The 24,269-nt window shown below is 69.8% G+C and carries 20 protein-coding genes; 11 read left to right on the forward strand and 9 right to left on the reverse strand.

What is annotated here, in order from left to right:
- The first annotated feature begins 38 nt into the window (after positions 1-38).
- From IEX13_RS08470 to IEX13_RS08480, 3 genes are read left to right on the forward strand one after another with little or no spacing between them, the layout of a single operon-like run.
- Complete coding sequence (locus tag IEX13_RS08470) at positions 39-947, forward strand: LpxL/LpxP family acyltransferase (RefSeq protein ID WP_188663196.1); 909 nt, start codon at positions 39-41, stop codon at positions 945-947.
- Between the two features lie 9 nt (positions 948-956).
- Entirely contained in the window at positions 957-1,475 is a 519-nt protein-coding gene (locus IEX13_RS08475) for a PH domain-containing protein (RefSeq protein ID WP_188663198.1), read from the forward strand.
- Positions 1,459-2,973: a PH domain-containing protein gene (locus IEX13_RS08480; RefSeq protein ID WP_188663200.1), complete on the forward strand. Its 1,515-nt coding sequence runs from the start codon at positions 1,459-1,461 to the stop codon at positions 2,971-2,973. The genes IEX13_RS08475 and IEX13_RS08480 overlap by 17 nt, the downstream gene beginning before the upstream one ends.
- Here the strand turns inward: IEX13_RS08480 and IEX13_RS08485 are convergent.
- From IEX13_RS08485 to def, 6 genes are read right to left on the reverse strand one after another with little or no spacing between them, the layout of a single operon-like run.
- On the reverse strand, positions 2,948-4,405 hold the full coding sequence (locus tag IEX13_RS08485; RefSeq protein WP_229668502.1) for a TrkH family potassium uptake protein: 1,458 nt from the start codon (positions 4,403-4,405) through the stop codon (positions 2,948-2,950). The two genes, IEX13_RS08480 and IEX13_RS08485, sit on opposite strands and share 26 nt — an antisense overlap.
- A complete protein-coding gene (trkA, locus tag IEX13_RS08490; RefSeq protein ID WP_188663202.1) occupies positions 4,402-5,781 on the reverse strand; it encodes a Trk system potassium transporter TrkA in 1,380 nt (459 codons plus the stop codon). Before trkA ends, IEX13_RS08485 begins: the two co-directional genes overlap by 4 nt.
- Before the next feature lie 6 nt (positions 5,782-5,787).
- Positions 5,788-7,479 carry an ArnT family glycosyltransferase gene (locus IEX13_RS08495; RefSeq protein WP_188663204.1) on the reverse strand — a complete coding sequence of 564 codons (1,692 nt, stop codon included), beginning with the start codon at positions 7,477-7,479 and terminating at the stop codon, positions 5,788-5,790.
- 26 nt (positions 7,480-7,505) lie between these two features.
- Complete coding sequence (gene rsmB / locus IEX13_RS08500) at positions 7,506-8,831, reverse strand: 16S rRNA (cytosine(967)-C(5))-methyltransferase RsmB (RefSeq protein ID WP_188663206.1); 1,326 nt, start codon at positions 8,829-8,831, stop codon at positions 7,506-7,508.
- Complete coding sequence (fmt, locus tag IEX13_RS08505) at positions 8,828-9,754, reverse strand: methionyl-tRNA formyltransferase (protein WP_188663208.1); 927 nt, start codon at positions 9,752-9,754, stop codon at positions 8,828-8,830. Before fmt ends, rsmB begins: the two co-directional genes overlap by 4 nt.
- A gap of 2 nt (positions 9,755-9,756) precedes the next feature.
- The gene (def, locus tag IEX13_RS08510; RefSeq protein ID WP_188663210.1) at positions 9,757-10,266 is read right to left on the reverse strand and encodes a peptide deformylase; all 510 of its coding nucleotides are present in this window, start codon (positions 10,264-10,266) and stop codon (positions 9,757-9,759) included.
- A gap of 170 nt (positions 10,267-10,436) precedes the next feature.
- Between def and IEX13_RS08515 the strand changes: the two genes are divergently transcribed.
- From IEX13_RS08515 to IEX13_RS08540, 6 genes are all read left to right on the forward strand, one after another.
- Positions 10,437-11,510, forward strand: a complete 1,074-nt coding sequence (locus IEX13_RS08515; protein WP_229668503.1) for a LysM peptidoglycan-binding domain-containing protein — start codon at positions 10,437-10,439, stop codon at positions 11,508-11,510.
- A 67-nt stretch (positions 11,511-11,577) separates the two neighbouring features.
- A complete protein-coding gene (gene dprA / locus IEX13_RS08520; RefSeq protein ID WP_188663213.1) occupies positions 11,578-12,711 on the forward strand; it encodes a DNA-processing protein DprA in 1,134 nt (377 codons plus the stop codon).
- Between the two features lie 36 nt (positions 12,712-12,747).
- Positions 12,748-13,221 carry a DUF494 family protein gene (locus IEX13_RS08525; RefSeq protein WP_188663215.1) on the forward strand — a complete coding sequence of 158 codons (474 nt, stop codon included), beginning with the start codon at positions 12,748-12,750 and terminating at the stop codon, positions 13,219-13,221.
- A gap of 93 nt (positions 13,222-13,314) precedes the next feature.
- Positions 13,315-14,478, forward strand: a complete 1,164-nt coding sequence (locus tag IEX13_RS08530) for an RDD family protein (RefSeq protein ID WP_188663217.1) — start codon at positions 13,315-13,317, stop codon at positions 14,476-14,478.
- Positions 14,479-14,626: 148 nt separating this feature from the next.
- A complete protein-coding gene (locus IEX13_RS08535; protein ID WP_188663219.1) occupies positions 14,627-17,122 on the forward strand; it encodes a DNA topoisomerase I in 2,496 nt (831 codons plus the stop codon).
- 79 nt (positions 17,123-17,201) lie between these two features.
- A complete protein-coding gene (locus IEX13_RS08540; protein ID WP_188663221.1) occupies positions 17,202-18,956 on the forward strand; it encodes a trypsin-like serine peptidase in 1,755 nt (584 codons plus the stop codon).
- A gap of 63 nt (positions 18,957-19,019) precedes the next feature.
- Here IEX13_RS08540 and IEX13_RS08545 read toward each other — a convergent pair whose 3' ends face one another.
- Positions 19,020-20,609 carry an amidohydrolase family protein gene (locus tag IEX13_RS08545; RefSeq protein ID WP_188663222.1) on the reverse strand — a complete coding sequence of 530 codons (1,590 nt, stop codon included), beginning with the start codon at positions 20,607-20,609 and terminating at the stop codon, positions 19,020-19,022.
- Between the two features lie 48 nt (positions 20,610-20,657).
- On the opposite strand from IEX13_RS08545, the gene IEX13_RS08550 reads away from it, so the two are divergent.
- Complete coding sequence (locus IEX13_RS08550; protein WP_188663224.1) at positions 20,658-21,224, forward strand: DUF4124 domain-containing protein; 567 nt, start codon at positions 20,658-20,660, stop codon at positions 21,222-21,224.
- Here the strand turns inward: IEX13_RS08550 and IEX13_RS08555 are convergent.
- Complete coding sequence (locus IEX13_RS08555) at positions 21,221-21,997, reverse strand: SDR family oxidoreductase (RefSeq protein WP_188663226.1); 777 nt, start codon at positions 21,995-21,997, stop codon at positions 21,221-21,223. The two genes, IEX13_RS08550 and IEX13_RS08555, sit on opposite strands and share 4 nt — an antisense overlap.
- A 58-nt stretch (positions 21,998-22,055) precedes the next feature.
- On the opposite strand from IEX13_RS08555, the gene IEX13_RS08560 reads away from it, so the two are divergent.
- Positions 22,056-22,295, forward strand: a complete 240-nt coding sequence (locus IEX13_RS08560) for a hypothetical protein (RefSeq protein ID WP_188663228.1) — start codon at positions 22,056-22,058, stop codon at positions 22,293-22,295.
- Positions 22,296-22,354: 59 nt separating this feature from the next.
- Here IEX13_RS08560 and sppA read toward each other — a convergent pair whose 3' ends face one another.
- A complete protein-coding gene (sppA, locus tag IEX13_RS08565; protein WP_188663230.1) occupies positions 22,355-24,220 on the reverse strand; it encodes a signal peptide peptidase SppA in 1,866 nt (621 codons plus the stop codon).
- Between the last annotated feature and the right edge of the window lie 49 nt (positions 24,221-24,269).

Here is a 24,269-nt window from a genome sequence, read left to right on the forward strand (position 1 = left end):
CCGGCCGGGCGATTCGGCGATTCCCTTACACTCCAGCGATGCCTTCCGCGCCCGTCGCCAGTCGTTTCCTTTACGCCGCCGCCTGGCTGGTGGGCCGCCTGCCCCGGGCCCTGCAGCGCGGCCTGGGCACGGCCCTGGGTGAGCTGGCCTGGCGAGCCAACGGCCGCGAACCGCGCGTCGCCCGGCGCAATCTGGAACTGGCCCTGCCCGGCCTGGCCCCGGGCGAACGCGAAGCCCTGGTGCGCGCGGTGATGCGCGAAACCGGCCGCAGCGCGCTGGAAACCCTGCGGCTGTGGACGGCGCGGCGCGAAGCCACGCTGCGCCTGGTGGCCGGATGCGACGGGCTGGAACACCTCGAGGCCGCCGAACGCGCCGGCCGCGGCGTGCTAATCGCCGCGCCGCACTACGGCAGCTGGGAGCTGCTGGTCGAGTTCATGGCGGCGCGCGGCCCCTTCAGCCTGGTGTACCGGGTGCCGGAAAGCGCCGCCGGCGACGGCTTCCTGCGCCTGGCCCGCGGTGGCGCCAACGTGCGCCTGGTGCCGGCCGAGGCCACCGCGATGCGGCCCCTGCTGCGCGCGCTGCAGGCCGGCGAGGCGGTGGGCATCACGCCCGACCACCAGCCCAAGCTGGGCGGCGGCGAGTTCGCGCCCTTTTTCGGGGTGCGCGCGCTCACCCTGAGCCTGATCCCCAAGCTGGCCGCGCGCACCGGCGCCCCGGTGCTGATGGGCTACGCCGAGCGCCACGAAGACGGCCGATTCACCGTGCGCTTCGAACCGGCGCCGGCCGACATCGCCAGCCCGGACATCCTGGTCGCCACCACCGCCATGAACGCCGCCGTCGAAGCCGTGGCACGACGTGACCTGCGGCAGTACCAGTGGACCTACAAACGCTACACACTCAGGCCGCCCGGTTCGGGCGAAGCCAACCCCTACCAGCGCCCGCGCTAAGGAACCCGGATGAATCCAACCGATCCCGCCGCCCCGTCCTTCCAGCCCTTTGCCGCCGACTGGCAGCCCCTGGCGCCCGCCGCACGCCGGGTCGGGGCGGGCGTGGGGGCGTTCTGGGGCCTGGTGATCGGGGTGGTCGTCGCGGTTCCCCTGGCCGTCGCGCTGGACATCGGCCCGGCGGCGAAAGCCGGCCTTGGGCTGGCCGTGGCCGTGCTGCCCGCCCTGGTCTTCTACGCCTGGGCCCGCGCACGCTGGCGCCGGACGCAGTGGCGCCTGGACGCCGGCGGCCTGCGCGTGCGGCGCGGCGTGGTCTGGCACAGCGAAGTGCTGGTGCCGCGCAGCCGCGTCCAGCACCTGGACCTGGAGCGCGGCCCGATCGAGCGCCACTTCGGCCTGGCCACCCTGGTGGTGCACACCGCCGGCACCCGCATGCACGCACTGCGCCAGTCCGGGTTCCTGGACGACGACGCGGTGGCCCTGCGCGACGCCCTGCTGCCGGAAACGGACCGCCATGACGACAGCCTCTGAGTCGATCAACCCCGGCGGCGGCGAACGCCGCCTGCATCCGTGGTCCTGGCTGTTCGTGCTGATCCAGCAGGTCAAGGCCTTCGCGCTGCCGCTGCTGGTGCTGCTGTTCACCGGCCGCGGCAATTCCTGGGAACTGTGGGGCCTGGCCGGCGGCGGCGTGCTGGTGCTGGTGTCGCTGCTGCAGTATTTCTTCTACCGCTTCCGCGTCGAAGGCGACGGCATCGTCATCCGCAGCGGCGTGCTGCAAAAAAGCCACCGGCATATCCCCTACCAGCGCGTGCACAACGTGGCCGTGCACCAGTCGCTGCTGCACCGGCTCTTCGGCGTGGCGGAGGTGCGGCTCGAATCCGCCGGCGGCATGAAGCCCGAAGCCGAGATGCGCGTGCTTTCGCTCGTGGACGCGCAGGCACTCGAAGAACTGGTGCGGGCCCAGGGGGCCGGTTCACCCACGGTCGGCGAAGGCGACAGCGACGCCCTGGCCTTGCCCGAGAGCCGCGTCCTGCTGGCGCTGTCCACCGGCGAAGTGGTGCGCCTGGGCCTGATCTCCAACCGCGGCCTGATCGCCGTCGCCGCGGCCTTCGGCCTGCTGGCCCAGGCCGACATGCTGGACGTGCTGGTCGAACCCTGGGCGGCCGACGCCGTGGACTGGGGCCGCAACCAGCAGCTGGACTGGGTGGGCTGGATCGTCGGGGCGCTCGCCCTGCTGCTGGTTTTCGTGGTCGCGCTGCGGGTGCTGTCGGTGGTGCTGGCGCTGCTGCAGTTCCACGGTTTCACGCTGACCGAGCAGGGCCGGCGGCTGAGCGCCCAGCGCGGACTGCTTACCCGCCTGCGCGCCAACATGCCGCGCTCGCGCATCCAGGCCTGGAGCCTGCGCGAAGGCCTGCTGCACCGCTGGTTCGGCCGCCAGAGCCTGCGCGTGGACAGCGCCTCGGTCGAAACCGCCAACGACCAGCGTTCCCTGCGCGACCTGGCGCCGGTGGCCACGCCGGAAACGGTCAACGCGCTGATCCGGCACCTGCTGCCGGTCGGGCACTGGCCCATGCAGGCCTGGCGCCGGCTGCACCACCGCGCCTGGCGGCGGCAGTTCACCTTCCCGGCGCTGCTGAGCCTGGCGCTGACGGGTGCGGCGACCTTCATCAACGGGCCCGTTGGCCTGGCGGCGCTGCTGCTGGTGCCGCTGTTCCTCGTGCGCGCCATCGTCTGGGCCCGGCACGCGGGCTGGAGCGAGGAAGCCGGCGTCATCGCCGTGCGCGAAGGCTGGCTGGACAAGCGCTGGCGCTTCGCCGAAGTGCGCAAGATCCAGTCGCTGGTGCTGGTGCAGTCACCGATCGACCGCTACCACGGCATGGCTTCGCTGCTGATGGACACGGTGGGCGCCAGCCCCTTCGACACGCCGCTGCGCATCCGCTACCTGCCGGCCGACGAAGCCATGGCCCTGCGCGACCAGCTGGCCGCGGCGATGGAAGCCGCGCCTACTCCCGCCAGAACGCCGGCGTAAGCAGCACCAGCAGCGAGAACACTTCCAGGCGGCCGAGGATCATGCCCAGGCTGCCCAGCCAGATGGCCGGGTCGCCGGCATGGGCCCAGGTGACCGCCACGCTGCCCAGGCCGGGACCCAGGTTGGTCAGCGTGGACACGGCGCCGCCAAAGGACGATTCCAGGTCCAGGCCGGCCAGGTTGAAGCCGATCATCAGCACCACGAAGCACAGCATCCAGATCGCGATGAACCCGCTGACCGACAGCACCACCGATTCGGACACGCGGCGGCCGCCCATCTTCACCAGGAACTGCGCCTTGGGGTGCACCAGCTGCTTGATCTCGCGGAAGCCCTGGCGAACCACCATCACCACGCGCGCGACCTTCAGGCCGCCGACCGTCGAACCCGAACAGCCACCGATGAAGGCCAGGCCCACGATCAGCAGCGGCGCCGGCTGCGCCCATTCGTGGAAGGACATGGTGGCGAAACCGGTGGTGGTCATCGCCGACACCACCTGGAAGGTGGCGCGGCGGAAGGATTCGCCGAAGCTGTCGAAGGTGCCGCCGGCCCAGGCGACGAAGGTGATCACCACCGCCGCGATCGCCAGGATGCGCAGGTAGGAGCGCAGCTCGGAATCGCTGCCGTACACACCCATGGACGCACGCCGCCAGGCGACGAAATGCAGGCCGAAGTTGATGCCGCCCAGGGTCATGAAGATGATCGCGATCCAGTCGATCAGCGGACTGTTCCAGTAGTCCAGCGCCGCGTCGTGGGTAGAGAAACCCGCGGTCGACACCGTGGACAGCGAATGGCAGATGGCGTCGAACAGGCTCATGCCGGCCGCCCAGTAGGCCCCTGCGCACAGCACGGTCAGGCCGAAATAAACGCCCCACAGCGCCTTGGCCGTTTCCGCGATGCGCGGGGTCAGCTTGGTGTCCTTGGTCGGGCCGGTGCTTTCGGCGCGGAACAGCTGGGTGCCGCCGATCTTGAGCATCGGCAGGATCGCCACCGCCAGGATCACGATGCCCATGCCGCCCAGGAACTGCAGCAGCTGCCGATAGAACAGCACGCTGCGCGGCAGCGCGTCGAGGTTGGCGATGACCGTCGCACCGGTGGTGGTGAGGCCCGACGTGGCTTCGAAGAACGCCTCGGCGTAATCGAGGTGCGGCGGCCCATGCACGAAGGGCAGCGCCGACACCAGGCTGGCGAAGAACCAGGTGAAGGTGACGATCAGGAAGCCGTCGCGCAGGCGAAGGTCGTACTTGACGTGGCGCACCGGCAGCCAAAGCACGACGCCCAGCAGGCCGCTGGCCAGGAAACTGCCGAAGAACACCGGTGCCGTGCCCTCCTCGCCCCAGGCCAGGGCCAGGAAGCCGGGCAGCAGCTTGGTCATCGAGGACAGCACGATGATCACGCCCAGGATGCGCTGGATGGCGCGGAAGCGTTGGCTCACAGCCAGGTTGCCCCGGTCTGGAACAGGGCGCTGACGCGGGCCATCTCGCGTTTGTCCATCACGAACAGGATGACGTGGTCGCCCTGTTCGATGACGACGTCGTGGTGGGCGATCAGCAGCTTCTCGCCGCGCACGATGCCGCCGATGGTGGTGCCCGGCGGCAGCTCGAGTTCATCGAGCGCGCGGCCGATCACGCGCGAGGTGCGAGCGTCGCCGCGCACCACGGCTTCGATCGCCTCGGCGGCGCCGCGGCGCAGCGAATACACCCGCGCCGGCGCGCCTTCGCGGATATGCGCCAGCAGCGCGCCCAGGGTCACCAGCTGCGGGCTGACGGCGATGTCGATGCTGCCGCCTTCCACCAGCTCGGCGTAGCTGGGCCGGTTGATCAGCGAAATCACCCGCGGGCAGCCCATGCGCTTGGCCAGCATCGCCGAGAGGATGTTGGCCTCGTCGTCGTTGGTCATCGCGCAGTAGACGTCGGTCTGGTCGATGTTTTCCTCGCGCAGCAGGTCTTCGTCGGCACAGTCGCCGACCAGCACGATGGAGTTGAGCAGGTCCTCGGCGATGCTGCGGGCGCGCTCGCGGGAACGTTCCAGCACCTTCACCGAATAACGGCCTTCCAGGCTGCGCGCGAGGTTGCGGCCGATATTACCGCCGCCGGCGATCAGCAGGCGCCGGGCCGGGCGCATGTCGACGCGGCGCAGTTCGGCCATGACGGTGAGGATGTGCTTGCGTTCGGCCAGGAAGAAGACTTCGTCGTCCACTTCGATGACCGTGTTGCCCTCGGGCTGCACGGGCCGGCCCTTGCGGAAGATGGCGGCCACGCGGGCATCGACGCCGGTGGGCAGGTGTTCGCGCAGTTCGCGGATCTCGTGGCCGACCAGGGCGCCGCCGGGCACGGCGCGCACGGCCACCAGCTGCACCCGGCCTTCGGCGAAGTCGAGCACCTGCAGGGCGCCGGGGTATTCGATCAGGCGCTCGACGTGGCGGCAGACCAGCTGCTCGGGGCTTATCGCGGCGCTGACCGCGGAGTGATCCGGGTCGGCCAGCGCGGCCACGTCCAGGTACTGGGCCTCGCGCAGTCGCGCCACCCGGGTGGGCGTGCGGAACTGGTGCTGGGCGACCTGGCAGGCGATCAGGTTCACTTCGTCGCTGGAGGTGACGGCCACCAGCAGCTCGGCTTCCTCGGCGCCGGCCTGGGCCAGCACGTCGGGCAGCGAGGCATGGCCGATGACCGTGCGGATGTCGAGCTTTTCCGCCAGGTCGCGCAGGCGCTGGTGGTCGGTGTCGACGACGGTGATGTCGTTGTTTTCGGACGCCAGCGCCGATGCCACCGACGTGCCGACCTGCCCTGCACCCAGGATGAGGATCTTCATGCGGCGCTAGTCTACTCGCGTGGCCCCGGGGGAACAGCCCGAAAGTGCGCCCGGCCCCAGCAGCCACCACTCGCGCCGGTTGGCCATGCCAACGGGGCGGGCACCGTCGGCGGGGTCGAAGCTGGCGCAGGCCACGGCGTCGGAGCGCTGGACCAGCAGCAGGCGCGAGGCCGGGTCGGTGGCCAGCCAGGCCTGCGCACGCTGCAGCTGTTCTTCTGCCGGCGCGCGGAATCCGAACTCCGCCACCGGCCCGACGGCCTGCAGCAGGTTCTGTTCCTTCCAGTCCACCAGGCCCAGCGTGCTGTCCGGCCCGGCCAGCACGCGGGCCCGCTGCATGAGTTCACGCGCCGAGCTCTCGTCATCGAGCACTGGGTGCACCACGAAGCCGTAGCCCGACCACAGCAGCACCAGGAACAGGGCACAGGCAGCCAGGGCACGGCGCAGGCGCGCCACCACGACGGCCAGCAGCGACACCCCGCCGACCGTGGCCAGCATGCCCCAGATCCAGCGCACTTCGTCGCCCAGGCCGCGCTCGGCGACCTGCCGCGCGAACAGGCCAACGTCGCTCCACAGGCCCAACGCGCCCACCGCCAGCAGCAGCGCGGCGAGCAGGCCGGTGAAGACCATCACCGCCGCACGGAAGCCCGTTCGGCCGGCGATGCCGTCGAGGAACGGCGCCGCCGCCAGCGCCAGCGCCGGCAGCGCCGGCAGCAGGTACATGTCGCGCTTGCCGGCGCTGGCGCTGAAGAACAGCAGCACCAGGGCGAACCAGGCCAGGGGCAGCCACACCCGCGCGTCGCGTTCGCGCCAGGCCCGGGCCCAGGGTTTCACCAGCCAGGGCAGGGCCAGCGAAAACGGCAGCCAGAAGAACAGCACGACCTGGCCGAAGTACCAGACGGGTTCGGTGTGGTGCCAGGGGTCGGCGTAGCGCTGCGCGGTCTGCTTGAACAGGATGTTGCGCAGGTATTCGGCGTGCTCGGGATTGCCGCTGCCCAGGCCGACGGCCAGCACCGGGACCAGCCACAGGCCGATGGCGGCGAAGAAGGCCATCGCGCCGCCGGCCCAGCGCCAGCGATTGCCCTGGCCCCTGGGCGCGACGCCCTGCCAGCCCCGCCTTGCGAACACGGCGAAGGGCAGCAACGCCAGCAGCGGCAGGAAACCCACCCCCTTGGTCACCACGCCCAGGCCGGCCGCGAAACAGCCGGCCAGCCACCATCGCCAGTGCGGCCCCAGCAGCAGGTGCCGGCACAGGCCGTAGAAGGACAGCGTGGTCAGGAACACCAGGGTCGGATCGATCTGCGCGCGCTTGCCCTGGTAGACGAACTGCAGCGCCACCGCCACGGCGATGGCGGCCCACAGACCGGCGCGCGGCGACCACAGGCGCCGGCCCAGGTCCCAGGTCAGCGCCAGCGTGCCCATGGCCGACAGCAGGGACGGCAGCAGGAAGCTCCAGCGCCAGCTGCCGAACAGGCCAAAGGCCGCCGACAGCAGCCAGAAATAGATCGGCGGTTTGTCGGGGTAGAGCTCCTGGCCGCGGTGCGCGAACAGGAAGTCGCCCGATTCGACCATCTGCTTGGCGACCAGCACGAAGCGCGGTTCGTCGGCCGGCCAGGGGTCGCGCAAGCCGTAGCCGGCGGCCAGCACGAAAAAGGCGATCGCGAAAAAAACCAGGGCGTGGCGGCGTTCGGCGGCAGTCATCTGCGCGAACTATAGGGGCGACGCCGTTACGCGGTTTTGACCTGGCTCGACTTTTCCAGCCGCGCGTAGAAAAACCCGTCCATGCCGTCTTCGCCCGGCAGGCGCTGGCGGCCGGCGCCGCTGGCGTGGCCGAAGCGCGCCGGCAGGTCGGCCGCGCGGGCGTCGGCGTGGCGCGCCAGGAAGGCGGCGACCTGGGCTTCGTTCTCTTCGCGCAGCACCGAACAGGTGGCGTAGACCAGGCGACCGCCCGGCGCCAGCAGCGGCCACAGGGCGTCGAGCAGCTGCGCCTGGGTGGCGGCGAGCGCGGCGATGTCGGCTTCCCGCCGGTGCCACTTGATGTCGGGCTGGCGGCGGATGATGCCGGTGGCCGAACAGGGCGCGTCGACCAGGATGGCGTCGAAGGGCTGGCCGTCCCACCACTCGTCGGGCCGGGCAGCATCGGCGACCCGCACCTGCACGTTGGGGGCCTCGAGCCGCAGCCGGCGCAGCAGGTCGCGCACCTTGTCCAGGCGGCGCGCGTCCACGTCCAGGCACAGCAGTTCGCCTTCGCCCAGGTGTTCGGCCAGCTGCGCGGCCTTGCCGCCCGGGGCGGCGCAGGCATCGAGCAGGCGCTCGCCGGGGCGCGGGTCCAACGCCAGCACCGCCAGTTGGGCGGCACCATCCTGCACGCCCATGGCGCCGCGGTCCCAGCCGGGCAGGCGGTCCACGGGCACCGGGGTTTCCAGGCGCACCGCGCCGGGCACGGTGTCGGGGCAGTCGGCGGGCAGGCCGGCTTCCTGCAGGGCGGCCGCCAGCGCACCGGCGCTGCCCTGGCGGGGATTGGCGCGCAGCCACAGCGGCGCCGACTGGTTGTTCGCGGCCAGGATGGCATCGGCCTGGTCGGGCCAGTCCTGGCGCAGGCGCTGCACCAGCCAGTCGGGGTGGCTGCAGCGAACGGCCGGGTCGTCGCTTTCAGGCAAGGGTTCGCGACTGGCGCGGCGCAGCAGGGCGTTCACCAGGCCGACCAGGCCGGTGCGGCCCAGGTCGCGGGCGGCCTCGGCGGTGGCGCTGACCGCGGCGTGCGGCGCCAGGCCCAGGCCTTTCACCTGGGCCAGGCCGGCCAGCAGCAGCCAGTGCACGGCCTGGTCGCGCTGGGCCAGGGGCCGGGCCAGCCACTGCGACAGGGCGAATTCGTAGCGCCGGCGATGGCGCAGGGCGTCGAAACAAATCGCCTCGAGCAGGGCGCGGTCGCGCGAATCGGGCACCTCGGGCAGGGCGCGCGCCAGCACGGCTTTCAGTGAACGGCCCTCGCCCAGCACCGTGCCCAGCACGCGGGCGGCGGTGGCGCGCAGGGCCGAGCCGGGGGCGCTCATCGGCCGGCCAATGCCGGGCGGGCGTTGAGGTAGTCGGCGACCGGCAGGGCGCGGCCGCCGTCACGCTGCACCACCTTCAGGCGCAGCAGGCCGTCGCCGCAGGCAACGTCGATGCCGTCGCGGCCGGCGGCCACCACGGTGCCGGGCGCCTGGCCGGCGGCGCCAGGCAGCGCCTGCGCTTCGTGGATGCGAAGGCGTTCGCCGGCGAGCTGGGCTTCGGCGACGGGCCAGGGGTTGAAGGCGCGGACCGTGTTGGCCAGTTCGGCGGCGGGGCGCGTCCAATCCAGGCGGGCCTCGGCCTTGTCGAGCTTGTGGGCGTAGGTGACGCCCTCGGCCGGCTGCGGCTGCGGCACCGGGCGCATGCCGGCACGCAGCAGCTTCAGGCCGTCGGACAAGACTTCGGCACCCAGTTCGGACAGGCGGTCATGCAGTGAACCGCCCGTGTCGTGGTCGGAAACCGGCGTTGAAAGCGACAGCAGGACCGGGCCGGTATCCAGGCCCTTTTCCATCTGCATCAGGCAGACGCCGGTCTCGGTGTCGCCGGCGGCGATGGCGCGCTGGATCGGCGCGGCCCCGCGCCAGCGCGGCAGCAGCGAAGCGTGCACGTTCCAGCAGCCCTGGGCGGGGATGTCGAGCACCGCCTGCGGCAGGATCAGCCCGTAGGCCACCACCACCATCAGGTCGGGTTCGAGCGCGCGCAGCTGGTCGCGGGCGGCCTGGGACTTGAAGTTTTCCGGCTGGAACACCGGCAGCTGGCGCGCCAGCGCTTCGACCTTCACCGGCGAGGGCGCGAGCTGGCGGCCGCGGCCGGCCGGGCGGTCGGGCTGGGTGTAGACGCCCACCACTTCGCCGCGCGCTGCGGCCGCACGCAGGCAGGGCACGGCGAAGGCCGGCGTGCCCGCGAAGACGATGCGAAGGGACATGGCTAGGCGGTGCTGGTTTCGCGCTGCTGCTTGGCGAGCTTCTTGCGAACCTGTTCGCGCTTGAGCGGCGAGAGATAGTCCACGAAGACCTTGCCGGCCAGGTGGTCCATTTCGTGCTGGATGCACACCGCCAGCAGGCCGTCGGCCTCGATCTCGAACGGCTTGCCGTCGCGATCCAGCGCCTTGACCCGCACCGAATTGGCGCGTTTGACGTCGGCATAGATGCCGGGCACCGACAGGCAGCCTTCCTGGTAGACCTGGTGGCCTTCGGCCGAGAGGATCTCGGGATTGATGAACACCATTGGCCGGCTCTGGTCTTCGCTTACGTCAAGGACGAGAAGGCGCTGGTGAACGTCGACCTGGGTCGCCGCCAGCCCGATGCCCGGGGCCGCGTACATGGTCTCGAACATATCGTCCACCAGGACCCGCAGGGTGTCGTCGACGGTTTCGACCGGCCTGGCGACCGTTCGAAGGCGGGGATCGGGGAATTCCAGGATAGGGAGCTTGGCCATGGACGGAAAGATTGGGTACAAGGGCCCGGACCTCAAGGGGCCGGCACGACAGTATACCTCCGGCGGGCTTGCAATCCGGGGCCGGATTTGGGCTATAGTCGCCCAACCTGTCCGGGGAAATCAGGTGGATAGCCGCCATGCTTAAACGGCTTCTTGCAGTTACAGCTGCCATGTTGCTCACCTTCGCGGCGGCCGCTTTCGCGGCCGAACTTCGCGGAGACCACCCAACCACGTACGTGGTGAAGAGGGGTGACACCCTCTGGGACATCGCGGGGCGCTTCCTACAGAAGCCCTGGCTCTGGCCGGAAATCTGGCAGGCCAACCCGCAGGTGCAGAATCCGCACCTCATCTTCCCGGGCCAGGTCCTGAGCCTGGTCTATATCGACGGCGAGCCGCGCATCCGCGCTGATGGCCCGCGGGTCGGCGAGGCGGTGGACACCATCCCACTGTCGGAGATCGAGGCGCTGCTCAAGCACTTCACCGTGGTCGAAGACCCCAAGGCGCTGCCTTACGTCATCGGCACCGAGGACGACCGTCTCTACGGCGTCGCCGGCCAGCTGATCTACGTGCGCGGCCTGCAGGGTGCGGCGCCGGGCATGGTGGTTGACCTGGCCCGTCCGGTGAACCTCTTCGGGGGCGGCAACAAGCGCAACCATCCGGGTGCCACCCCGCTCGACTTCCGCGGCGACCGCCACCACTCGCACTGGACCGTGCCGGCTGGTTTCGGCGAAGCCACGGGCGAGAAGCTGGGCTACGAACTGGCCATCCACGCCACGGGTGAAGTGACCCGGGTGCAGGGTGAAGTGGCCACCGTGGTGCTGCGCGAGGAAGGCCGCGAAATCCGCGTCGGCGACCGCGTGCTGCCCTCCGAGGCCCAGCCCTACGACCTGCAGTTCCTGCCGCGCGCACCCGACCAGGTGCCGGCCAACGCCCGCATCATGGCGATTGCCGACGGCCTGCAGGCCGGCCCGAACCTGGTGGTGGCGATTTCGGCGGGCGCCCGCGACGGCATCCGCAACGGCCACGTGATGTCGATCTGGAACGAAGGCACCGTGGTGCCCGACACCGTCGCCCATCGCAGCGGCACGGCGGCGAAGGCCGACAAGGTGCAGCTGCCGGACGAGTTCGTCGGCAACCTGATGGTCTTCCGCACCTTCGACAAGGTCGCCTACGCGCTGGTGATGAACGGTATCCGGCCGGTTCGCCACGGCGACCTGCTCAAGCACCCGGACGCGACCGAATAAGCCGACGCCGGCTTCAGGGTTTTGCCTACATCGCGGCGCCTCCGGGCGCCGCGATGCTGTCCGGGCCATGGAAAACCAAGACGCCCTGCTGGTGCTGGCCCGCGCCAGGCTGCCCGACGCCCTGTTCCGGCACCTGCTGGCCGCCCACGCCGAACCCGCCGCCGCGCTCGCCGCCGCACGCCACGGCGCCGGCCTGCCGCTGGCCTGTCGCGAGGCCCTGGCCCGCCCTTGCCCGCGCCGGCTCGACGCCGACCGGGCCTGGCTGGACAAACCCGGGCGCCGGCTGCTGGCCTGGAACTCACCCGACTACCCGGCCCTGCTGCGACGCACGCCCTGGCCACCGGCGCTGCTGTTCCTGCACGGCGACCCAAGCCTGCTCTGGCACCCGCAGGTGGCCCTGGTCGGCAGCCGGCGGCCAAGCCCCGCGGGCCGCCAGCGCGCCCACGACTTCGCCGCCAACCTGGCCGGCGCCGGCTGGGCGGTCACCAGCGGCCTGGCTGAAGGCATCGACGCCGCCGCCCACGCCGGGGCCCTGGCGGTTGGTGGCCGCACCCTGGCCGTGGTCGGCACCGGTCTGGACCAGGCCTACCCGCCCGGCCATGCCGCCCTCATGGCGCGAATCGCGGCCGAAGGCCTGGTCCTGGGCGAACACCCCCCCGGCACGCCGGCCATCGCCAGCCATTTCCCCAGCCGCAACCGGGTGGTGGCCGGTCTTTCGCTGGCGACGGTGGTGCTGGAGGCCGCCCTGCGCTCGGGCGCCCTGATCAGCGCCCGGCTGGCCGCCGAAGCCGGACGCGAAGTGTTCGCCCTGCCCGGCTCGGTGGACAACCCGGTGGCGCGCGGCTGCCACCGGCTTATCCGCGAGGGCGCCACCCTGGTCGAATCCCCCGACCAGGTCATCGAGGCCCTGGAACCCCTGGCCGCCAGCCTCGCCGACGATCTGCGCAGTGCGCTGGGGGCCGCGGATACGGCGGCCCGCGACGCGCCGGGACAGCCCGCGGGCCGCTCAGCCGGCGGACAGCCAGGCGACAGCGCGAACCACAAGCGCTTGTGGTCGGCGCTGGGCCACGACCCCACCCCTTTGGATGAACTGGTCCGCCGCACAGGATTGACGGTGGCCGAACTGTCCTCCATGCTGCTGGTCATGGAGTTGGATGGGCGGGTGGTCGCCGACAATGGCCGCTTCGCCCGGCACCCCTGACCTTCCCATCGCGCCGCCTGGCGCAGGCTGAGGGTAATGAAAGAGACCATACTGGATGTCCTGCTGTACCTGTTCGAACACTACTTCTACGACGACCCCGACGCCGTCCGGGACCGCGACTCGCTCCAGAACGGCCTGATCCAGGCCGGTTTCAGCCCTTCCGAGATCAACAAGGCCTTCGACTGGCTCGACGAACTGGCGCGCCAGCGGCCGGCCGTGGCCACGCCGCGGCTGCAGGTGCCGGTGCGGGTGTATTCGGAGCCCGAGCTCGATCGCCTGGACGCCGAGTGCCGCGGGTTCCTGATGTTCCTCGAGCAAAGCGGCGTCATTGATGCCGACCAGCGCGAACTGGTCGTGGACCGGGTCATGGCCCTGGACCAGGACGAAGTGGACGTGGACGACATCAAGTGGGTGGTGCTGATGGTGCTGTTCAACCAGCCCGGTTCCGAGGCCGCCTACGCCTGGATGGAAAGCCAGATGTTCGAGGATGAGCCCGAACCCGTTCACTGAACCGCGTTTCGCGTTTACCCTTGTGAAGACGCCCGGCATGGCCGGGCGTTTTTCATTTGCACGGGGCGCGGCGCGCCGGGGAGCCAGGGAACGATGAACGCGTGGTACTACGTGGATGCCGGCCACAACCGGCAGGGACCGGTTTCCGACGAGGACCTGGCCGTGGCCTTCCGCCAGGGCCGCGTCAACCGCGACACCCTGGTCTGGCGCGACGGGCTGCCCCAGTGGGTGCCGCTGGAACGCCACCTGGCCGAACTGCCGGCGCCGCCGCCCACCCTTCCGGCCAGCGATGCCGCCGCCGGTTTCCCGGCCGGCGTGATTCCGCCGGCGGCCCAGGGCAACGCCGACCCCAACGACGTCGTCGACGCCGGTTTCATCCGCCGCCTGGGCGCCTACCTGATCGATTCGATGTTGATCGGCAGCGTGTATTACGTGGTGCTGATGGTGGGCATGGTGGCGGTGGCCATCGTGGCCGCTGGCCAGGATTTCGAAGGCGACGGCTTCATAGTCGGGATGGTGCTGGTGTACCTGATCTACCCCGTGCTCAGCCTGGCCTATTACGCCGGCATGGAGTCCTCGAAGCTGCAGGCCACCGTCGGCAAGCTGGCGCTGGGAATCAAGGTCGTCGACAGTCGGGGCCGGCGACTTGGTTTTGGCCGCGCAACGGCCCGCTGGGCCGGCTCCATCGTGTCCTACCTGATTCTCTACATCGGCTTTTTCATGGCCGGCTGGACCCGCCGCAAGCAGGCCCTGCACGACCTGATGGCCGGCACCTTCGTGGTCGACAAATGGGCCTACACGGACCAGCCCGGGCGCCAGGTGCGCGAGCTCAATGGCTGCCTGGTCGCCGTGGTGGCCGGCGTGGTCGCCATGGGCGCGCTGGCGGTGGTGGGCATCCTGGCCGCGATATCGGTGCCGGCCTACCAGGACTACGTCGTGCGCTCGCGGGTGGTCGCTGCCCAGGCCGAAGGTGCCGCGGCCGCCCGGCGGGTGGCCGAATTCCGGGCCCAGACCGACCGCTGCCCCCGGGACGGGGCCGAATTGGGCCTGGCGGCCCCCAGCAGCGCCGACATCCAGGAAATCCTGGTCATCGAGAACCCCGACGGCACCTGCGAGATCGCCGTGACCCTGCGCGACGTGGACGGGCTTGGCGGCGCTGCCAGCGGGGTCCTGTACGTGGGCCAGGACCCCGAGGGGGCCGGAACCTGCAGCGCCGAAGGCATCCCGGACCGGCTTCTGCCAAGCGCCTGCAAGTGAACGGCGCGGCACCCCCGGCCCGGGCCCTTGCTTGACAGGCCCGGCCGGAGTGGTGCCTTAATGAAAAAAGACCCCCCGGCCCGCGTTCCCCGCGGGCCTCGCCATCTGGGCGGCCCGAAAGCGGGTCCGCCCTGGAGCAAGCACCGGCATGGCCAAGAACCTCCTCATCGTCGAATCGCCCGCCAAGGCCAAGACGATCAACAAGTACCTGGGCAAGGACTTCCACGTCCTGGCCTCGTACGGCCACGTCCGTGACCTGGTCCCCAAGGAAGGCGCGGTGGACCCGGAGAACGGGTTCGCGATGCGCTACGAGCTGATCGAGAAGAACCAGAAACACGTCGAGGCCATCGCCAAGGCCGCCAAGGCCGCCGACGCCATCTACCTGGCCACCGACCCGGATCGCGAGGGCGAGGCCATCAGCTGGCACATCTCCGAGATCCTCAAGGAACGCGGCCTGCTCAAGGACCGCGCCCTGCACCGGGTGGTGTTCACCGAAATCACGCCGCGCGCCATCCGCGCCGCCGTGGACAACCCGCGCCAGGTCGCCGGCGACCTGGTGGACGCCCAGCAGGCCCGGCGCGCGCTGGACTACCTGGTGGGCTTCAACCTCTCGCCGGTGCTGTGGCGCAAGGTGCAGCGCGGCCTGTCGGCCGGTCGCGTGCAGTCGCCGGCGCTGCGCATGATCGTCGAGCGCGAGGAAGAGATCGAAGCCTTCGTGCCGCGCGAGTACTGGAGCGTCGAAGCCGAGATGAACCACCCGCAGCAGGGCTTCACCGCCCGGCTGGTGAAGCTCGACGGCAAGAAGTTCGAGCAGTTCACGCTGACCAATACCGAAGACGCCCAGGCCGCCCGCGAGCGCCTGGTCAAGGCCGCCGGCGATGCGCTGCGGGTCACCGACGTCATCAGCAAGGAACGCAAGCGCCGCCCGGCGCCGCCCTTCATTACCTCCACGCTGCAGCAGGAAGCCGCGCGCAAGCTCGGCTTCACCACCTCGCGCACCATGCGCGTGGCGCAGAAGCTGTACGAAGGCATGGCGATCGGCGAAGAAGGCACCGTCGGCCTGATCAGCTACATGCGTACCGACTCGGTCAGCCTTTCCGTGGACGCGGTGTCGGAAATCCGTGACGTCATCGCCCGCGATTTCGGCACCCAGGCGGTGCCGGACAAGCCCAACGAATACAAGTCCAAGTCCAAGAACGCCCAGGAAGCGCACGAGGCCATCCGCCCGACCTCGGCCCTGCGCACGCCGGCCTCGGTGGCCAAGTACCTCGACGACGACGGCCGCCGCCTTTACGAACTGATCTGGAAGCGCACCGTCGCCTGCCAGATGGTGCCCGCCACCCTGAACACCGTGTCGGTGGAACTGGCGGCCGGCAGCGAACACGGCTTCCGCGCCAGCGGCACCACCGTCATCGACCCGGGCTTCCTGGCCGTGTACGAAGAGGGCAAGGACCAGAAGGCCGCCGAGGACGACGACGAAGGCCGCAAGCTGCCGCCGATGAAAACCGGCCAGACCGTGCCGCTGGGCAGCATCCATACCGACCAGCACTTCACCGAGCCGCCGCCGCGCTTCTCGGAGGCCTCGCTGGTGAAGGCGCTGGAGGAATACGGCATCGGCCGCCCGTCCACCTACGCCAGCATCATCCAGGTGCTGCAGGGCCGCGAGTACGTGTACCTGGACAACCGGCGCTTCCGGCCCAGCGACGTCGGCCGCGCGGTGGCCAACTTCCTGACCAGCCATTTCACGCAGTACGTGGACTACGACTTCACCGCCAAGCTCGAGGACGAGCTTGATTCGGTGGCTGCCGGTGAAAGCGCCTGGGTGCCGCTGATGGAACGGTTCTGGAAGCCGTTCAAGACCATGGTCGAGGAAAAAAGCGAATCGGTGGACCGTTCCGAAGCCACCGGCGCGCGCCAGCTGGGCACCGACCCCAAGTCGGGCAAGCCGGTGTCGGTGCGCCTGGGCCGCTACGGGCCCTACGCCCAGATCGGCCACATGGACGACGAGGAAAAACCCAAGTTCGCCTCGCTGCGCCCGGGCACCAGCATGCACACCATCACCCTGGAAGAAGCGCTGCCGCTGTTCGACCTGCCGCGCACCCTGGGCGAGATGGACGACAAGCCGGTGACGGTGGCGATCGGCCGCTTCGGCCCCTTCGCCAAGCGCGGTGACACCTATGCCTCGCTGGGCAAGGAAGACGACCCGTACAAGATCAGCTTCGAACGCGCGGTCGAGCTGATCCGCGCCAAGGAAGAGATGATCGCCAACCGCACCATCAAGACCTTCGAAGGCACCGACATCCAGGTGCTCAACGGGCGGTACGGCCCGTACATCACCGACGGCGAGAAGAACGGCAAGATCCCCAAGGACCGCGACCCCGCCAGCCTGACCCAGGCCGAGTGCGAAGCCCTGCTGGCCGAGGGCAAGCCGGTGCGCAAGGGCGGCCGCTTCGGCAAGAAGGCCGCGGCCAAGAAGGCGCCTGCGAAGAAGGCGGCGAAGAAGGCGTCGGATAACACCGCGGCGCCCGCGAAGAAGACGGCCAAGAAGGCCACCAAGAAGGCGGCGAAAAAGGCTACGAAAAAGGCCGCGGTGAAGAAGACCGCGAAGAAGGCCGTGAAGAAGGCCGCCGCCAGGGCTAGCTGAACCGACGCCGCCAACTGCATTGCATCCCGCCCGGCAGGGACTAAACTGCCGGGACCGTGCTTGTGAGCTGGAGCGACCCATGAATACCCGTACTGCCCTGTCACTGGCGCTTGCGCTGGCCCTTTCAAGCGTGGCCGCCTGGGCCAGCGAGCCCCCGCGCGTGGTCGCCGGCGAGCGCGCGCAGGCCAGCAAGGCCGCCGCCCCACTGGCCTGGCGCGATGCCGCCGCCAGTGCGCCCACCACCCGCCTGGAACTGGGCCCGATGGCGCCAGAGCGCATCCGCGATCTCGAGCGCAGCAACGAAAAGCTGGCCGGCAAGCGGCTCCAGGTCGGCATTGAGCGCTCGGTCGGCGAAGCCGTGGCGCCCCTTCCCGCGCTGCGCTGGAAAGCCATCGATGGCGGTTCGGTTGCGCGCATTGAAGTACGGTCGCCCGACGCCATGGCGCTGCGCGTGGGCCTGAAGCTGCGCGGCGTGGGCGATCGCATCGAATTGCGATTTGCCGGCTCGGATACCCCCGGCAAGATCGAAGCCCTGACCACCGGCGCCGAGGCCCGTCGCCTGGTTGATGACCGTGGCCTGCACTGGACCCCGGCCACCGATGGGGACACGCAGGTCATCGAGCTGTTCGCGCCGGCAGGCGTGGACTTCAAGGCGATCAGCGTCCAGGTGGCGCATGTGTCGCACCTGGTCACGAGCATGCGCAGCAACTTCGCGCTGACACCCAAGATCGGCGAGTCCGACAGCTGCAACGTGGACACCGCCTGCCGCGTGAACACCCTCGGCCAGGCCTTCGTCGATGCGAAGGATTCGGTGTCCTGGCTGCTGTTCCAGGACGGCGGCAGTTACATCTGCACCGGCACCCTGCTCAACGATACCGACACCAGCACCCAGATCCCGTACTACTTCACGGCCGACCACTGCATCGGCTCGCAATCGGTCGCCAATACGGTTTCCACCGTCTGGAACTACGAGGCCACCAGCTGCAACAGTGGCGTCTCGACAGCCACCACCCAGGTCAGCGGCGGCGCGCAGCTGCTCTTCAGCGACTACGCGGGGGACAGTTCCGACACGGGCACGGATGCCGCCCTGCTCCGGCTCAACAATGCGCCCCCTGGTTTCGCTTTCTACGCGGGCTGGGATGCCAATCCCATTGCCGCCAACGCGGACGTGCTGGCCATCCACCACCCCAGCGGCGACTCCAAGAAGTCCTCCCTGGGCCGGCAGAAGTCGCAGGACACGTACCTGACCGAGGTGGGCTGGCTGAACGGCACGACCGAAGGCGGAAGCAGCGGCTCGGGCCTGTTCACCGGGGGGTCGGGCGGCTATTTCCTGCGCGGCGGCCTCTATGGTGGCCAGGCCAGCTGTGCCAATTCGGGGAACCTTTCGAACACAGGCAACTGGGACGTGTACTCGCGCCTCGACGTGGTCTACGACGACGTCAAACAGTGGCTGGCACCCACCACCCAGTCCAACGGCCCGTCCAACGGGCGCGACTACACCGGCGCCTGGTACGTGCCCACCGAATCCGGCTGGGGCCTGACGATCTACCAGTACGCCGCGCCCACCTACAACCAGTTCGTGATGTTCTTCATCTACGACGACACCGGCAAGGCGCAGTGGTTCGAGATGGACGGCACCTGGACCGGCACCGACGTGCGTTCGGGCCCGGTGTATGCATCCAATGCCGCGCCGTGGGGCACCACGTTCAACCCGGCCAACCGCAGCTTCACGGCGGCCGGCAACGCGACCATCACCTACACCTCGGCCACCACGGCGACGGTGCAGTTCACCATCAACGGGGTCACCCGCAGCGCCTCGCTGCAGATGCTCTGAGTACAGTCCGGAAAAGAGGCCCCGGCGCAGCGCCGGGGCCTCTTTTTTTGGCGCTGGCGACGGTCAGCCGCCCGGCTGGGGCAGGGCCTGGATCCCGCGTTTGGCCTTTTCGCCGGCAACGATGGCCCGCACGTCGCGCAGCAGCGCCGGGGCGTCGTACACGATGCCGTCCTTGATGGTGTAGCGCACGCCGCCCACGCGGGTCGGTTCGCCGTTTTCGCCCAGGCGGATGTGGCCGGTGCCGTAGAGCACCTTCAGGTTGGCCAGCGGGTTTTCCGACAGCACCACCAGGTCGGCCAGCTTGCCCGCTTCGACCGAACCGATGCGGTCCTGCGCACCCAGGGCTTCGGCGCCCGACAGCGTGGCGGCGCGCATTACTTCCAGCGGGTGGAAACCGGCTTCGCGCAGCAGCTCGAGTTCTTCGATGGTGCCAAAGCCGTAGGTCTTGTAGATATAGCCCGAGTCGCTGCCGACGGTGACCCGGCCGCCGCGGTTCTTGTAGTCGTTCACGAAGGCCATCCAGCGCTGGTAGTTGTGCTTCCAGTCGGTTTCCTGCTCGCTGCCCCAGTCGAAGAAGAAGCTGCCGTGGTTGTGCCGGCTGGGCGTGAAGAAATCCCACAGCGCCGGATGCGTGTATTGGGCGTGCCATTCGGCGGTGCGCGCGCGCATCAGGTCGCGGGTGGCCTGGTAGATCGTGAAGGTGGGGTCGAGCGTGAAGTCCAGTTCCAGCAGCTCGCCGATGACCGCCTCGTAGCGCTCGCTGCCCTTCTCCGAGGCCTGCGCCCACAGCCGGCCGGCCTCGCCGAAGCGGTGCTGTTCGTCCATGTAGTTGTAGTCGGCCGGGTACTGCTGCACGGTCTGGCCGTCGAACAGCGCCTCGGGCAGGCCGTACCAGTGTTCCATCGTGCCCAGGCCCCAGCGCGCGGTGGTCAGTACGTTGACGCGGGCGACGTCGAGCTGGGCGTGGTGGCAGGCGCTGCCCATGCCCTGCTTGCGCAGTTCGTCGAAGGCGGCTGCCAGGATGTCGGGGCGGTAACCGAAACACTTCATGCCCAGCGCACCCTTGGCCTTCATGCTGCGCACCCACTGGCGCGCCTGTTCGGGCGAGGTGATCGGGCCATCGTGGCCCTGGCCGAAGAAGGCGTAGGGGAAGATGCGCGGCGCGGTGATGGCATTGGCGGCGCTGCGCTTCGCCTCCGAGGCGCACCAGGCGATGCCGTTGCCGCAGCCCGGGTCGCGCACGCTGGTGATGCCGTGCGCCAGCCAGAGTTTGTAGACGTACTCGGCGGTCACGCCCTGCTCGTCGCCGCCGATGTGGCCGTGCATGTCAACGATGCCCGGCATCACGTAGTGGCCGCTGAGGTCGATCTCGCGGCCGCCCTGCTTCAGCGCCGGCCGGTTGGCGGGGTCGATCGGCGCGTTGGCGCTGCCGACGATCTGCACGCGGGTGATGCGGTCGCCTTCGATGACGATGTCCACCGGCCCATAGGCCGGCGAGCCGGTGCCGGTGATGACCGTGGCCCCGCGCAGGATCAGCTGCGGCCAGGGGCCCTCGCCTTCGTCGCGGTCGGGCGCCGCCGGGATGGCGGCCTGGGCCAGCGGTGCGGACAGGAGGGCGGCGAGCAGGGCAATACAGCGCAGCGGTCGGGTCATGGCGGGCCTGGACTGGTAGGAAGGGCGCGGGCGGCGGAGAATGCAGGCATGCGCAGACCCGGCTGGCCAAGCTTAGCCATTTTGCTGGCCATCGTCGGCCCGGCCGGCGGGCAGGACATCACCGTTTACCGCTGCACCGACGGCCAGGGCCGGGTGATGCTGCAGGACGAACCCTGCCCCACGGGCCAGACCCAGCAGCAGCGCAGCATGGTGAAGCCCAAGGACCCGCCGCCCCGGCCTGCCGCGCCTGCGCCGCCGCCGGCACCGCCGCCGGCCCAACCGGCGCCCACGCCGGCACCGGCGTATTACCCGCCGCCCCCGCTCTACCAGTGCACGGCTTACGACGGCGAGGCCCGCTTCAGCGAAAACTACGACCCCAATCCACGCTGCGTGCCGCTGGCCGTGCTCGGCTACGACGCCGGCGCCTACGGGTCCGTGTGTCGCTGGGTGGAGGACTCGTGCGTGCGCCTGGACGACGCTTCGGCCTGCCAGGTGTTCAAGCGCAAGCTCGACCAGGCGAAGTCGGATGCGCTGCATGCATTCAGCGACACGGCGGCCTACCGCAAGTCGGAGGTCGAACGGCTGACGCAGATCGTTCGCGAAAGCTGCCGCTAGAAGCCGTAGCGCAGGAAGCCGCCGTCGACGGCGATGCATTCGCCGGTGACGTAGCTGGCGGCGGGCAGGCACAGGAACGCCACCGCGGCGGCCACTTCCTCGGGCTCACCGATGCGGCCCATGGGCGTGCGGTCCAGCACTTCGTCCAGGTAGTCCGGGTTGGCGAGCTTGACCGACGTGCGGCGGGTGCGGATGTACCAGGGCGCGACGGCGTTCACGCGCACGCCGTCCTCGGCCCACTCGCAGGCCAGGTTTTTCGTCAGCTGGTGCAGGGCCGCCTTGGACATGCCGTAGGGCGAACCGGTGCGCACGTGCGTCAGGCCGGACACCGATCCGACGTTCACGATCGACGAGGTCGCGTGTTGGCTGAGCAACGGAAAGGCGAAGCGGCTGAGCTCGAAGGCCGAGAACAGGTTGGTTTCGAAGATGTCCCGCCACTCGTCGTCGGCGTAGTCCATGGTCGGCTTGCTGGCGTTGGTGCCGGCGTTGTTGACCAGGATCTGCAGGCCGTCGCCCAGGTCCTCGACCCAGTCGAAGACTTCGCGGCGCTGTTCGGTGTCCGAGACGTCGGCGGCGAAGGCGCGCACCTCGGCGTCGGGGAACTGGTCCTCGAGCTCGTCCACGGCGACGTCCAGGCCGTCCTGGTCGCGTGCGACGATCAGCACGTCGGCGCCCAGCTCGATCAGCTCGGCGGCGATCGCCCTGCCGATGCCGGCACTCGCACCGGTGACCAGCGCCACCTGCCCGTCCAAACGCCAGCGGTTCGTGCCCATGGCCATCTCCTCGTCGCCGGGGCTTAGGATAGCGGCCAGGGACCCCGAGGAGGAAACCATGCGCGACCTGACCAAGCTGACGTTCACCCTGGCCGCCGGGCTGGCCCTGTGCGGCTGCACCGATCCCGCGCCGACGCCCACGCCGGACCCGCCGGAGCCGCAGACGGCCACCGCCGAAGCACACACCGAACTGCGCGACGCCATGCAGGCGCCGCTGGAAAAGGCGCAGTCGGTGGAAGTGACGCTGCACGACGACGCCGCCGAGCGCGACGAGGCGCTGGAAGCCGCCGGCGACTGAAAACGAAGACGCCCGGGCAAGCCCGGGCGTCCGCGTTCAAGCCCTGTTTCCGACCGGCGTCAGAGATCGCACAGGCAGTGGGCCACCGCGCGGTACGGTGAACGCGACTGGCTTTCCAGCCAGCCCAGCTCGTCGCCGATGCGCGCCGCGGTTTCGCGGTCCAGGCCCAGCGCGGCCGGCGCCAGCAGGCGCATGGCGCCCTGGAAACGCGCCTGGCCACCCACGTCGACCAGGAACTTCTCGAACGGCGTCAGCGGCTTTTCGACGTAACGCACGCGGTATTTGCCTTCCTCGAGCTTGGCCAGCTTCGCGGCCTCGGCCAGGGCGGCTTCGAGGCCACCGAGTTCGTCCACCAGGCCACGTTCCTTGGCCTGGGCGCCGGACCACACGCGACCACGGGCATGCACGTCGATCTGCGCCGGCGTGCTTTCGCGGGCGTCGGCGACCTTGCCGATGAAGTCGGCATAGCCCTTGTTGATGACCGACTGGATGATGATGCCGACGTTCGGGTCCATCGGGCGGGTCGGGTCGAAGGCACCGGCGAGTTCGGTCGTGCCGACGCCGTCGGTGTTCACGCCCAGCTTGTCGAGCACGCGCGGCGCGGTCATCCACAGGCCGAAGATGCCGATCGAACCGGTGATGGTGGATTCGTCGGCGTATATCCTGTCGGCGTTCATCGAGATCCAGTAACCACCGGAGGCGGCCACGTTGCCCATGGACACCACGACCGGCTTGCCCTCGGCCTGGATCAGCTCGACTTCGCGGCGGATCTGTTCGGACGGGAACACGCCACCGCCCGGGGAGTCCACGCGCAGCAGCACGGCCTTGACGTTTTCATCCTCGCGGGCCAGGCGCAGCAGCTCCGAGGTGGACTCGCCGCCGATGGTGCCCGGCGCCTGCTCGCCGTCGGTGATCGGCCCCTGGGCCACCACCACCGCGACCTGCGGGCCGGTGTCCAGCGACAGGTGCTGCAGGGACTGCTGGCGCAGGTAGCTGCGCATGTCCACCTGCTGGAAGGTGTTTTCTTCTTCGTCCAGGGCGCCGCGGGCGACGAGCATTTCCCGCATTTCGTGGCGGGTGCGCAGGCCGTCGACCAGCTTTTCCTCCACGGCCAGCTTGCCCAGGTCACCTTCCACCGCCTGCACGCGCTGGGGCAGCTGCGCGATCATCGCGTCGATGGCCGACGGCTCCAGGCCGCGCGCCGCCGCGATGTCGGCGATGTAGCGGTCCCAGAGGTCGTTCATCCAGTACAGGTCGGCTTCCTTGGCCTCGGGCGACGCAGCGTCGAGCACGTAGGGTTCGGCGGCCGACTTGTATTCGCCCACCTTGAACAGGTGCACGTCCACGCCCAGCTTGTCCTGCAGGCCTTCGCGGTAGTACATGCGGTAGCGACCCAGGCCCTCGAGCAGCACGCCGCCCTGCGGGTCCATGTAGACCTCGTCGGCGTGCGCGGCCAGGTAATAGCCCATCTGGTCCATGCCGGTGCCGTAGGCGACGACCTGCTTGCCGCTGGCGCGGAAGTCGCGCAGCGCGGCGGCGACGTCGCGCATGGCGGCGAAACCGCTGGCGCTGAAGCCGTCGGTCAGCAGCACGATGCGGTCGATGCGCTTGTCGTCCTTGGCCAGCTTGATGGCGCGCAGCACGTCGCGCAGCTGCACCTCGGCGCGGCCCTGGCCCATGGCCTGGTTGAGCACGCGGTCCACCGGATGGGCACCGTATTGTTCGACCAGGGCACCCGAGAGGTTCATCACCAGCGCGCTCTGCTTGGCCACCGGCTTGATGCCGGGGCCCGAGAACAACACCACGATGAAGAACACCAACACGAGCACGAACAGCAGGTTGAACACCAGCCGGCGGGTGAAGTTCAGGGCGTTCCAGATCCCGACAAAAAAGCGCCGGATCGGGCCCGGCTTCGAATCAGACATGGGGTGGCTCCAATGAATCCAGGCGCCAGCATAACCAGCCCGCCGTGAA

The organism is Arenimonas soli, assembly GCF_014643775.1.
In the GTDB taxonomy this organism is placed as follows: domain Bacteria; phylum Pseudomonadota; class Gammaproteobacteria; order Xanthomonadales; family Xanthomonadaceae; genus Arenimonas; species Arenimonas soli.